This is a genomic window from Nocardioides daphniae (genome assembly GCF_004777465.1).
Taxonomy (GTDB): Bacteria; Actinomycetota; Actinomycetes; order Propionibacteriales; family Nocardioidaceae; genus Nocardioides; species Nocardioides daphniae.
The window spans coordinates 2206767-2218726 of the sequence record NZ_CP038462.1; the positions used below are offsets into that span (position 1 = coordinate 2206767).

The window sequence follows — 11960 nt, forward strand, 5'->3', positions numbered from 1 at the left end:
TGACGGTCCGGCCGTGAACTCGCTGACGCACGGCCGCAGAACGGTGGCACATGGCCGCGCGGTACCCCGTACCGGCCCGGTCGATACGGGTGGGCGTGCGACGAGGGGCGCTGGGTACCCTCACCGGCATGGCGCTGATGGTCACCGACACGTTGCGAGTCGTCGCAGCCGTCTGCCTGGTGCCCGCCGTCGTGCTCGACGGTGCGATCGGTGGCGCGCTGATGTTCCTGGTGCTCGGCGGTTGCATGGTGCCGCGCGCGCTGGGCAGCTCGCCGACCCTCGACGGGCTCTACTGCACCACCCTGCTCGTCGCCGCCTGGGCGGCGCTCCTGGACTGGTACGTCGCGGTCAGCTGGCTCGACCTCCTCGTGCACGCGCTCGCCACCGGTCTGGTCGGCGTGATGGCCTGGGACCTCCTGCACCGCCTCGGGGTGCTCGCGCCGGGCACGGGGCCGGGCGCGGTCCGGGTCGCAGCGCTGGTGGGCATCACCTCCCTCGGCGCGCTGCTCGCGGTGCTGTGGGAGTTCGGCGAGTGGTTCGGCCACACCGTGCTCGACCCTGCCATCCAGGTCGGCTACGACGACACGGTCACCGACCTGGCCGCCGGGCTCGTCGGGGCGTTCCTGGCCGGCGTCGCCGCGCGGGGGCTGGTCAGCGCCGAGGTGCCCGACCAGGTCGAGGCCCGCCGATGAGCGCCTCCTCCGCACGATCGACGCCCAGTGTCTCGGTGGTCATCCCGGTGCTCGACGACGCCGTCGAGCTGCGCGAGTGCCTGGCCCTGCTGGCCCGCCAGGAGCAGCCGCCGCTCGAGGTCGTCGTGGTCGACAACGGCTGCACCGACGACTCCGTCGAAGTGGCGCTGGCTGCCGGCGCCCGCGTGGTGCGCGAGCCGCGGCCCGGCATCCCACGGGCGGCAGCTGCTGGGTACGACGCCGCCCTCGGCGACGTGGTCGCGCGCCTCGACGCCGACTCGCGCCCCGAGCCCGACTGGCTCACCCGACTGACCGCGGCGATGACCGAGGAGGACGTCGACGCCGTCACCGGGCCGGGACGTTTCCACAACGTCGCCTGGCCGCTGCGCGCGCTGGCCGGGCTGACCTACCTCGGCGCCTACTACCTGCTGACGCTGCTGGCCACGGCCAACACCCCGCTGTGGGGGTCGTCGATGGCGATCCGCCGCTCGGCCTGGGAACGCACCCGTCACCTGGTCCACCTCGACGCCGACGTGCACGACGACATGGACCTCTCCTTCGCGCTCGGCCCCACCGCCCGCATCCGGTACGTCCACGGCCTGAGCGTGGGGGTCTCGGGACGCTCGCTGGTGGGCACGGCGCAGCTGCGGCGCCGCTTCGCCCGCGCCTTCACGACGCTCCGCCTCAACTGGGCGGTCTCCCCGCCGTGGGAGCGGTGGCAGCAGCGACTCAGCGCAGGGCGTTCAGGATCAGCACCTGCGTCACCAGGAAGCCGCTGACGAAGTTCAGCACCAGGAAGCGTCGCCACCCCGCGTTGGCGCGCTCGCAGTCGGCGTCGGTGATCCGCAGGTAGGGGGCGAGGTTGGCGGCGTACGGCAGCACCAGCGCGGCCGTCAGCCAGCCGGGCCACGGCACCGCCAGCAGCGCGGCCCCGCCGGCCAGGTAGAGCGCCAGCGCGACCCAGGTGGTCGCACGTGCCCCCAGGACCGTGCTGATCGAGCCGATGCCGGCCTCCCGATCGGCCCGCACGTCCTGCACCGCCCCGAAGGCGTGGGAGGCCATGCCCCAGAGGAAGAAGCCGCCCAGCGCGGCCCAGGCCCCGAGCGGCCAGCCGTCCCAGCCACCGAACGAGCCGCCGCGCTCCCCCGCCAGCACCAGCCCGTAGAGGGCGGGCGAGACGAAGTGGGTGCTCGAGGTGACCGAGTCCAGGAAGGGGCGCTCCTTGAAGCGCAGCACCGGCGCGGAGTAGGCGATGACCGCGAAGAGGCTCACCGCCAGGACCAGCGCACCGGTCCCGGAGCCGAGGAGGAGCAGCGCCAGCACGAACGGCACGCTGGAGCCGACGGCGGCCAGTATCGTCGCCCGGTGCAGGCCCCGGTCCAGGACCACGCCCTCGACCCCGCCCTTGCGCGGGTTGCGCAGGTCGGACTCGTAGTCGAAGACGTCGTTGAGCCCGTACATCAGCAGGTTGTAGGGCACCAGGAAGAAGAGGCAGCCGACCCAGAAGGCGACGTCGGTGCCGCCACCGGCCACCAGGTAGGCGGCGCCGAAGGGGAAGGCGGTGTTGACCCACGACAGTGGGCGCGACGAGCCGACGACGGTCGCCACCCGCGAGCGCGCGGTCACTGCTGCTCCCGGTCGTCACGGGTGAGCAGCAGGACCACCGCCGGCACCACCAGGACGGCGGCGACCGGCCAGGCGAAGTCCTCGACCGGCGCGAGGCCGACGAACCACCCGACCAGGCGGCTCTCGTCGAAGCGGAAGAGGTCGGCGGCGATCATGACCGAGTCGAAGACCGCGGTCAGCACCACCAACGAGGCCAGCGTCAGCCCGGTGGCGGCCCACCACCGGCGCGACGGCCGACGCCACAGCACCGCGACCAGCATCAGCGGGGTGCAGAGCGCGACGAAGAGCGCCGAGAGGCCCAGGTAGGTCATCGCACGGCCTCCCGTCGCGTCGCGCGGTGCGCGAGCAACCGCGTGAAGAGCCCGTGGAGCACACCGGTGATGTAGCAGAGGAACGTGATGAAGAAGAGCTCCTCCAACGGCAGGTGGGGAGCGACGTCGACGCCGGACATCGCCGGGGAGGCACCCTTGCTGTAGACCTCGATCTCGATGGCGACCAGGTCCCACGCCAGGAAGAGCGCGAAGCCCACCGCCACCGCGGCGAGCGCCACCCGGGGGCGGTCGAAGAGGAAGAGGCGCCATCGGTGGTCGACCAGCCCCATGCACACCATCGACGTGACGATGCTGGCCAGGTAGAGCCAACTCACCTGGCTGCCTCCTTCGTGATCGGTGCGGCCACGCGGCCGGTGGAACGGTCGCCGCGCAGGCGCTTGAGCACCAGCTCGGCACTGATCAGGCACATCGGCAGGCCGATGCCGGGGATGGTGCTCGACCCGGCGTAGAGCAGGCCGTCGACCTTCGTCGAGGCGTTGCCCGCGCGGAAGAACGCGCTCTGCGTCAGCACGTGCCCCGGGCCGAGCGCGCCGCCCGACCAGGCGTTGAGGTCGGCGGCGAAGTCGGCCGGGCCGACGGTGCGGCGCACCACGACCCGGTCGGCCAGGTCGGGCACCCCGGCCCACGCCGCCACCTGGGCGACGGCGGCGTCGGCGACCTGCTCGACGGCCGCGTCGCCGCTGCCGTCGACTCCACCGTGGCCCAGGGCCACGTCGGCCGGCACCGGCACCAGGACGAAGAGGTTCTCGTGGCCCTGCGGAGCGACCGACGGGTCGGTGGCCGACGGACGGCAGACGTAGGACGACGCCGGGTCGGGCACCTGCCTGGCGTCGAAGACGTCGTCGAAGTTGGCCGCCCAGTCGCGGGTGAAGAACATCGTGTGGTGGGCCAGCTCGGGCAGCTCACCACGCACGCCGAGCATGACCAGGACCGCGCCGGGGCCGGGGTCACGCCGCGCCCACCAGCGCTCGGGGTAGGTCTGCAGCTCAGCAGGGAGCATCCGGGTCTCCAGGTGGTGCAGGTCGCAGGATCCGACCACGACGTCGGCCTCGACGACGCGCTCCTGCCCCGAGGCGTCGCGGCAGCTGACGCCGCGTACGGTCGCCCGGGCGCCGCGGCGCGTGGGCGGCTCGGTGAGCACGGCCGTCACCTCGACCTGCGTACGCAGCGTGGCCCCCGCTTCGCGCGCCAACCCGGCGACCGCGTCGACCAGGGTGGAGAAGCCACCCTGGGGGTAGAGCACGCCGTCGGCCAGGTCCATCCGGCTCATCAGGTGGTAGAGCGCCGGTACGCGGTCGGGCGAGGAGCCGAGGAAGACGGCCGGGTAGCCGAGGACCTGCCGGATCCGGGGGTCGTCGAAGCGGGCGGCGACGAACGACTCCAACGACTTCAGCAGCAACGGCGCCAGGCGTCGCCCCTTGAGCAGCACGCGCCGGCTCGCCAGCGAGGTGAACTCCTCGAAGCTGGTGTAGAGGAAGTGGTCGACGGCCATCGCGTAGGCCTCGTCGGCCGAGTCGAGGTAGGCCTCCAACGCCTGACCGGCGCCCGGCTCGAGGGCCTCGAAGCGGGCGACGTTCTCGGCGCGGACGGCGCTGACCTCGAGCGGCTGCTCGTGACCCTCGAAGAAGACCCGGTAGCCCGGGTCGAGCAGGCGCAGGTCGAGCTGCTCGGCCGCGGAGGTGCCCATGAGCGCGAAGAAGTGCTCGAAGACGTCGGGCATGAGGTACCACGACGGTCCGGTGTCGAAGCGGAACCCCTCTGCGCTCCACGAACCGGCCCGGCCGCCCAGCTCGGCGTGCTGCTCGAGCAGCTCGACGTCCCACCCGTCCTGTGCGAGGAGGGCGGCCGTGGCGAGCCCAGCGATGCCTCCCCCCACGACGCAGACCTTGCCCCTCGTCGCCGCCGTCATCGTCACGTTTCCCCCCTTCGCGACGGCCTGGGCGATGATCTGGGCCTTGCGGGGACCGGGCACCCGGACCCGCTGCGTCCGGATCACCGACGGAGGAGTGTCGCGCAGCCGCTGCGCCAGCTCGGCGAAGAGGGCGTGGGCCGCCGCCACCGCACGACGACTGCTGGACGGCAGCTCGACCACGGCCACGGCGGCCGCGGCGAGGTCGGCGTCGATGTCGTCGAGGAGCCGGTCCCGGTCGTGCTCGTCGAAGCTCGTGATGTCGAAGTCGGGGAAGTAGGTCCGCCCGAGATGGTCGTGGTCCTGGGCCAGGTCCCGCAGGAAGTTGACCTTCTGGAAGGCCGCCCCGAGACGTCGGGCACCCTCGCTGAGCTGGACGTAGCGGGCCTGCGGGTCGGGCTCGTCGACCAGGAACGCCTTCAGGCACATCAGCCCGACGACCTCGGCCGAGCCGTAGACGTACTCCGCGAAGCTGGCCGCGTCGTGCTCGGCACGCTCGAGGTCCATCTGCATGGAGGCGAAGAAGGGGTCGACAAGGTCGGCGCCGATGCCGCAGTGGCGGGCGGTCCGCGCGAAGGCGTGCACGACCAGGTTGGCGCTGTGCCCGGTGCGCAGCGCGGCGCAGACGTCGGCGTGCATGCCGTCCAGCAGGAGGGCCTGCTGCCCGGCGTCGCCGTCGGGTCGGGGCGCGTCCACGAGCTCGTCAGCCACCCTGACCATCGCGTAGACGTTGCGCACGTGGACGCGGACGTCGCCGGCGAGCAGCCGGGAGGCCAGCCCGAAGGAGGTCGAGTAGCGGCGGATCACGAGGTCGGCGACCTCGTCGGCCACGGCGTCGAGAGCTCGTGGGGCGCGGGCTCGGGCTTCATTCCTGCGCTGCGCCTCCCCGGCCGCGCGCAGCGGGGGCGGCAGCGTGGGCGGCCAGGGTGGCCCACCCGTCGGTCGCCTCGAGCGCCTCGGCCTGCTCCCGCATCCACGGGCTCAGCGCCCAGGGCGAGACCTGCAGGGCTGAGCGCACCTCGTCGAGCGGCACCCAGGCGTGCTCCATCACCTCGTCCGGCGCCGGGTCCACCTCGCCGACCACGCGGGCGGCGAAGACCGGACAGACCTCGTTCTCCACGACGCCGCTGGCGTCGACCGCGCGGTAGGCGAAGTCGGGCACGAGCGGCACCAGGTCGCTGATCGCCACCCCCAGCTCGCGCTGTGCGTAGCGCGGCACTGCGTCGTCGAAGGTCTCACCCGGGCGCGGGTGCCCGCAGAACGAGTTGGTCCAGACCCCGGGCCAGGAGCGCTTCGTCAGGGCGCGCCGGGTGAGGAGCAGCCGACCGTCGGTGTCGAGCAGCCAGCACGAGAAGGCGAGGTGCAGCGGGGTGTCGGCGTCGTGGACGCTCTCACGCGGAGCCGTCCCGCAGAGCTCCCCGGCCTCGTCCAGGAGGACGACCAGGTCCTCGGTCTCCTCGTGCGTCGCCCGGTGGCCGGACGGGGTGGGCTGTGGGGTGGTGCCTGGCACGGTTGTCTCCCGTACTCCGGTGGGATGGGCGTCACAGGAGTCTGCCACGACGCACCGAACGGACGCGACGGCCGTCCGGCCGCGCTGGTGTGGCGACCGGACGCGACGCACACTGGAGCGACCACACGCGACTGAACGAGGAGGGACCCATGTCCGAACTGACTCCCGACCCCACGGTGAGCGACCCCGAGCTCCCCGACCCCGAGGCCCCGGACCCGGAGGCGCCGGCGCACGTCGACCCCGACGCGGAGACCCAGGCCCACGACGGGGACCTCGACCCCGAGGCGGTCGTCGACGAGACCGAGAGCCCCGACCACGTCAGCGACGACCCCGAGGTGCCCGAGCCCAGCGCCGGCTGAGCCCACTCAGCCTGGCTGGACCACTCAGCGCGCGCCGCCGCCGACCAGCGCGACCAGGTCGGCGGCGGACGTGCGGTCGAGGCCGGAGGCCAGCGCGAGCACCAGGGCCAGCCGTGCCTTGGCGCCGTCGAGGCGTCCGACGCCGACCAGACCGCGCCCGAGCAGGTCGATCTCGGCACCGGGGTAGCCGTAGGTCCGGGTGAGGGTCTCCCCCGCGCCGGTGCGCGAGGCGAGCAGCACCGGGATCCGCCCGGCGAGCCGCGCCAGGACCGGCACCAGGGCGCGGGGCACGTGTCCACCGCCCACCCCCTCGACGACGAGTCCGTCGAACGAGGCCGCCTCGACGGCCTCCAGCAGGTGGGCGTCGTCGCCCAGGCCCACGCGTACGAGTGCCACGCGCGGCACCGACTCGACGGCCCCCACCGCTTCGAGCGACAAGGCCGGCGAGGACCAGGCCGGTCGCGTCACGACGGCCACCCGCCCCTCGCTCACCAGCCGAACGGACCAGCCCCGGGCGAGCTGAAGGCTGCCGGGTTGCTGCTGTGGGTCTTGCGCACCAGCCGTGCGGCGTGGACCTCATCGTTGAGGACGGCGACCACGCCCAGCCCGCGGGCCTGCTCGGCGACCGCGACCCGGACCGCGGCGAGCAGGTTGGCCGGGCCGTCGGCGCCCGGGCTGTCAGGCGTACGCAGCGCGCCGGTGAAGACGACGGGCTCGGGGCGGTCCCACAGCAGGTCGACGACGAAGGCGGCCTCCTCCAGGGTGTCGGTGCCCTGGGTGACCACGACGCCGGTGGCCCCCGCGTCGACCGCGGCACGCATGGTGGCGACCAGGGCGACGAGGTCGGGCACCGTCACCTCGCACGACGGCACCTGGAGCACCTGGGTGGCGCGCACGTCGGCGACCTCGGCCAGCGCGGGCACCGCCGCGACCAGGGCGTCTGCCCCCACCGTCGGCAGGGCCCCGGCGTCCCGGCTCCCGGGCACGGACGCGATCGTGCCGCCGAGGGCGAGGAGGTCGACCCGCGGGAGGGACGACGGGGCTGCGGCGGCTTCGGTGCGGTGGTCCACGGCGTCACCCTCTCCCCCGCCGCTCGCGGGGGTCAAACCGGGCACGACGACAGGGGCCGGAGCCCGGTACGCACCGGACCCCGACCCCTGCCGCCTGGCGCAGGTGGCGTGGTCAGCGGACCACGCGGAAGGTCACCCGCTTCGACGTCGAGCCGCGCAGCGACCTGTCACCGGCGTACGTCGCCACGACGGTGTGCTGGCCGCGCTTCAGCTTCGGCAGCCGCACCTTGACGGTGCCGCGCTGCGAGGCCTTGAGCACGACCGTGCGCACCTTCTTGCCGTCGACCTTGATGGTGACCTTGCCCGTGGCCCGCGGGGCGCCGGTCACCTTCACGGTCACCGTCGCACGCTGCGAGGCCTTCACCCGCTTGGGCACCGACAGGGCGACCCTGGAGGCCTTCCTGGTGACCACGGGCTTCTCGGCGGCAGGCACCTCGAAGGCGGCCGAGCGGACGACCACCGGGTCGTGCCCGACGACCTTGGCCGAGACCTGGACGGTGAGCGTACGTCCCTGGTCGGCCGCGGTGACGAGGTGCGAGTTGTCGCGCGCCCCGGCGATCTCGACGCCGTTGCGGAACCACTGGACCGTGACCTCGGCGGGGTCGAGGTTCTCCCACTGGCCGTTGCTGGCGTGCAGCACCGAGCCCAGCGCTCCGCTGCCCGCGATCGAGGGCAGGTGGGTGTTGACCGGGGCCGGCGGCGCGACGACCTCGACCGTGCGGGTCACCACCGTCTGGTTGCCGTTGGCGTCGGCGACCGAGTAGACGAGCGTGTAGGTGCCCACCCTGGTCGTGTCGACCTCGCCGACCACCTGGACGTCGGCGGTGACGACGCCGTCGGTGTTGTCGGTGGCACCCACCCCGGCCAGCGGGTCGAAGGTGGAGCCGTGGGTCACGGTGGCAGGGTCGACGCCGAAGACCACCGGGGCGACCTTGTCGGTGCCGGCGCCGTTGGCGGTGAAGAGCGCCATCTGGCCCACCGACCCGGGCAGCTCGTCGCCGCTGGAGGCGTCGGAGCTGACCGCGTACCAGGCGTAGGTCGTGCCGTCCTCGAGGCCGCCCCACGTCACCTCGGCGGGCCAGCCGGAGCGGGCCGTGTCGGTGCCGATGACCTCGTCGGTGGGTCGGACGACGGTCAGGCCCGTCGTCGCCAGGGAGTTGGTGCGGGTCTCCAGCTGCACCGGCAGCCGGAAGTCGTCCTCGTGCCCGTTGTAGCGCTTGTTGTTGTCGTACTCGGTCGCGCCGAACTCGTCGAGCAACGCCGAGTAGGTGTCGACGCTGACCTCGGCCCGGTCGACGTCGAACTGCAGCAGGCGGAAGAACGAGGAGCCGAACTGGAGCCGGGTGTCGTCGGCGTAGCCGCTCATCCCGGTCATGCCGAGCTGGCCCGCGGAGACCGTGTAGAACTGGTAGTCGGCGAGCATCTCCACCACGTGGTTGCCCTTCGAGCCCAGGTTGCGCACCGTCTCGATGTTGACGCCGTGCTCGTGGCCGGCGAGCACCAGGAAGACGTTGGGGTTCTTCGCCGCGACCTGGTTGCGGACCTTGTTGCCGTCGTACGACAGGTTCCCGCCGCGGCCGTCCGGGTTGGACGACGGCGTGACGTGCGCGTGCGTCTGCACGATGGCGTTGCGGTCCTTGTACTGCTCGAGGACCTGGTTGGCCCAGGCGGTCTCCTCCTCGTCGACACCGAAGCCCAGGTTGACCACGATGAAGTCGAGACCCGAGGCCGAGAAGAGGTTGAACGAGTTGGAGTTGTCGCCCGGCTTCCACGGGTGGTAGCTCGCGTCGTGGACGCCCCAGCTGGGCCTCGACTCCAGTGCCTCGTAGCGCTCCGGGCCGAACCAGTCGTTGTAGAGCGCGTCGGGCCCGGTGTCGGTGCCGTAGAGGTTGTCGTGGTTGCCGGGCAGGACCGAGTTGACGACGCCGGCGTCGTCGAGGATCTTCTGCGCCTCGTCGGCGACCTTGAACTCCTCCACGGCGTTGGCCCGGTAGGCCGGGTTGCTGCCCGAGGTGGCGTTGTGCCAGTTCTCGATGATGTCGCCGGTGTGGGCGGCGAAGGCGATCTTGCGGCCGGCGGCGTTGTCGGCGATCCACTGGGTCGCCGAGGTGTATGCCTCCTTCCACCTGGCCCGCTCCTCGGGCGTCTCCTGCTCGACCGCGCCCTCGGAGAGGTACTGGGTGTCGGTCAGGTGGGCGATGGAGAAGTCGTAGTCGTCGGGCTTCTCGAAGGCGTCGCGGACCGGCTCGTCGAGGTCGTCGGCGAAGGCGTCCTCGGCGGTCAGCAGCACCGGGACCTTCCCGCCGTGCACGTGGGCGGGGCGCAGGTCGGCGCGCAGCACCGTCGCGCCGTTGGCGACGCCGCGCGCCTCGGTGGCGACGACCCACTTCGTACCGTTCCACAGCCGCAGGACGGCGCTGCGCGTCGGGTCGACGGTTCCGGTCCAGGTGACCTCCTCGCCGTCGGCGGCGGAGCCGACCTCGAGGTCGAACCGCTGGTAGGACAGCGCCCGGGCCGAGGGGCTGTCGACCAGGAGAGAGTCACCGGGCACGAGGTCGCCGGTGATCGGCGCGGCGTCCGGGGTGGTGAAGTCGACGGTCGTGGGGATCGCGTCGAGCGTGCCCTGCGTCCCGCCCTCCGCGGTGACGACCTCACCGCGACGGAACGTGGTGGTGACGTCGCCACCGCTGGGGTTGGTGGCGATGGCGGAGAGCGTCACCTCGCCGCGGGCCTGACCGGTCTCGGTGCCGCCGCTGGTGGGGATGTTGGCGGAGGTGAACTCCACCCGCTCGGCGATGACGTTGCCGAAGTGGTCCTTGCCGTCCACGGTCAGCGTGTGGCGCCCGGCCTTGAAGCCGGCGCCGACGAGGTCACCGGGCTCGACCTCCCGGCCGTCCACGGCGTAGGTGACGTGGCGGCTGACGGCCTCGGCGTTGTTGAGCTCCACCGCCACCTCAGTCTGGGCGGTGAGTCGCTGGCCGGCGGCGGGCACCGACGACTTCAGCGTCACCAGGGCGGAGGCGTCGCGCTGGCCGAACGCCTCGGCCTGGAGGGCGAGCACGTCCTTGAGCGGCAGGGCGCGGGAGAAGATCCGTGCGGAGGCGATGTGGGCGGGGGCTGTCATGCCGGGCTTGCCGTTGGAGGCGTCACCACCGACCACCATCATCTCGGCCCCCGCGGGGGTGGGGCGCGAGACGGTGCCGGTCACCGGGGTGGTGGCCTTGAGCGCACCGTTGACGTAGAGCCTGACCGCGGTGCCGTCGTACGTGCCGACGACGTGGTGCCACCGGTCGGTCTCGGTGATCCTGGTCTTGGTGTTGCGGTAGGCCCCGCCGACGTGAGGGTTGAAGGCGATCTCGTCGCCGTAGAGCGTGATCGAGAAGCCACCGGCCTCCTTGCTCGCGCAGAGGTTGCCACTGCTCTCGGCGCCCCCGGCCTGGAAGGCGTCGGCGTCGTACTTGAAGACGCACTCGATGCTCATCGTGTTCTTGATCGCGTCGTACTTCTCCGAGAACGGGTAGTAGTACGCCGAGCTGCCGTCGAAGCGACCGACCTTGCGGCCCAGGGGCGCGTAGTCGACGACCTCGGGGTTGTTCCAGGCCTGCGGGGTGAGTCCACCGGCGACGTCCTTGGCGGTCCCGTCGGCGAAGTCGACGTCGAACACGTCGGCGGCAGGAGCCTCCGGGACGGAGGTCGCGGCGTCGGCGAGGGCCTTCACCGCCGTGGCGTCGATCGGCTGGGTGTAGATGCGAGCGGTCTGGATGCTGGCCTGGGCCCGGAAGTCGACGCCGTTGCCCGGCTGGGTGTCACCGCCCAGGACGAGCGAGTCCGCGCCCGCGGTCGGTGCCTTGTAGGCACCGGCGGCGGCCGTGGTCCTGGCCAGCTCGCCGTTGACGTAGAGCTTGACCGAGGTGCCGTCCCACACCGAGACGGTGTGGTACCACTGGCCCGGCGTGAGCGGCGCGGAGGCGTTCTTGTAGCCGCCTCCGACGTGGGTCATGAAGGTGACGCCGGCCGTGTTGGCGACCAGCGCGAAGCCGCCGCCCTCCTTGGCGGAGCAGAGCGCCTTCTCGCTGGTCGGCTTCGTGGGGGCGTCGTAGCGGAAGACGCACTCCACGGCGAAGCCCTGGGCCAGCTTGGCGTGCTCGGCGCGGAAGGGGTACTTCACCGCGTCGGTCGAGCCGTTGAACGAGATGATCGACCGGGCGCGCGAGGCGTCGGCGGTGAAGACGGGCTCGCCCACCAGCTCGGGCTTGAGGGCCTGGGCGCGGTCGGTCGCACTGCCGTCGGCCAGGTCGACGTCGAGGACGTCGGCACCGGGCAGGGAGGCAGGGGCCAGCGTGAGGGCAGAGTGCGGGGCGTAGGTCGACGGGGCGACCGCCGCGACCGCGAGGCTGGGGACGAGGGACAACGAACCAGTGAGGACTGCGCCCGCGACGCACACGGTCGCGGCAGAGCGGAA

11 protein-coding genes are annotated in these 11960 nt (G+C 72.6%); 3 read left to right on the forward strand and 8 right to left on the reverse strand.

All coding sequences use genetic code 11. The features are described from left to right. Nucleotides 1–128: 128 nt before the first annotated feature. Together E2C04_RS10800 and E2C04_RS10805 are read left to right on the forward strand one after the other, a co-directional pair. Nucleotides 129–692, forward strand: coding sequence for a DUF2238 domain-containing protein (locus E2C04_RS10800; RefSeq protein ID WP_202977761.1), 564 nt, complete (start codon nucleotides 129–131; stop codon nucleotides 690–692). Next, complete coding sequence (locus E2C04_RS10805; protein WP_135832585.1) at nucleotides 689–1471, forward strand: glycosyltransferase family 2 protein; 783 nt, start codon at nucleotides 689–691, stop codon at nucleotides 1469–1471. Before E2C04_RS10800 ends, E2C04_RS10805 begins: the two co-directional genes overlap by 4 nt. Here E2C04_RS10805 and E2C04_RS10810 read toward each other — a convergent pair. The 5 genes from E2C04_RS10810 to idi are packed head-to-tail and all read right to left on the reverse strand — an operon-like array spanning nucleotide 1422 to nucleotide 6069. Beyond that, nucleotides 1422–2318, reverse strand: coding sequence for a prenyltransferase (locus tag E2C04_RS10810; RefSeq protein WP_135832586.1), 897 nt, complete (start codon nucleotides 2316–2318; stop codon nucleotides 1422–1424). The genes E2C04_RS10805 and E2C04_RS10810 overlap by 50 nt on opposite strands. Then, nucleotides 2315–2629 carry a lycopene cyclase domain-containing protein gene (locus E2C04_RS10815; RefSeq protein ID WP_135832587.1) on the reverse strand — a complete coding sequence of 105 codons (315 nt, stop codon included), beginning with the start codon at nucleotides 2627–2629 and terminating at the stop codon, nucleotides 2315–2317. Before E2C04_RS10815 ends, E2C04_RS10810 begins: the two co-directional genes overlap by 4 nt. Then, nucleotides 2626–2964 (reverse strand): lycopene cyclase domain-containing protein, encoded by a 339-nt coding sequence (locus tag E2C04_RS10820; protein ID WP_135832588.1) that lies wholly within the window; start codon nucleotides 2962–2964, stop codon nucleotides 2626–2628. The genes E2C04_RS10815 and E2C04_RS10820 overlap by 4 nt, the downstream gene beginning before the upstream one ends. Then, complete coding sequence (gene crtI, locus E2C04_RS10825) at nucleotides 2961–5390, reverse strand: phytoene desaturase family protein (protein WP_202977762.1); 2430 nt, start codon at nucleotides 5388–5390, stop codon at nucleotides 2961–2963. The genes E2C04_RS10820 and crtI overlap by 4 nt, the downstream gene beginning before the upstream one ends. Before the next feature lie 34 nt (nucleotides 5391–5424). Further along, nucleotides 5425–6069, reverse strand: coding sequence for an isopentenyl-diphosphate Delta-isomerase (gene idi, locus E2C04_RS10830; RefSeq protein WP_135832590.1), 645 nt, complete (start codon nucleotides 6067–6069; stop codon nucleotides 5425–5427). Between the two features lie 149 nt (nucleotides 6070–6218). Between idi and E2C04_RS10835 the strand changes: the two genes are divergently transcribed. Next, nucleotides 6219–6428 carry a hypothetical protein gene (locus E2C04_RS10835; protein WP_135832591.1) on the forward strand — a complete coding sequence of 70 codons (210 nt, stop codon included), beginning with the start codon at nucleotides 6219–6221 and terminating at the stop codon, nucleotides 6426–6428. Between the two features lie 24 nt (nucleotides 6429–6452). Here the strand turns inward: E2C04_RS10835 and E2C04_RS18740 are convergent, their stop codons facing one another. The 3 genes from E2C04_RS18740 to E2C04_RS10845 form a co-directional block, all read right to left on the reverse strand. Further along, a complete protein-coding gene (locus tag E2C04_RS18740) occupies nucleotides 6453–6920 on the reverse strand; it encodes an L-asparaginase family protein (RefSeq protein WP_202977763.1) in 468 nt (155 codons plus the stop codon). Continuing rightward, complete coding sequence (locus E2C04_RS18745) at nucleotides 6917–7498, reverse strand: asparaginase domain-containing protein (protein WP_202977764.1); 582 nt, start codon at nucleotides 7496–7498, stop codon at nucleotides 6917–6919. The genes E2C04_RS18740 and E2C04_RS18745 overlap by 4 nt, the downstream gene beginning before the upstream one ends. 112 nt (nucleotides 7499–7610) lie before the next feature. Then, the gene (locus E2C04_RS10845; protein ID WP_158630671.1) at nucleotides 7611–11909 is read right to left on the reverse strand and encodes a LamG-like jellyroll fold domain-containing protein; all 4299 of its coding nucleotides are present in this window, start codon (nucleotides 11907–11909) and stop codon (nucleotides 7611–7613) included. Nucleotides 11910–11960 lie beyond the last annotated feature (51 nt).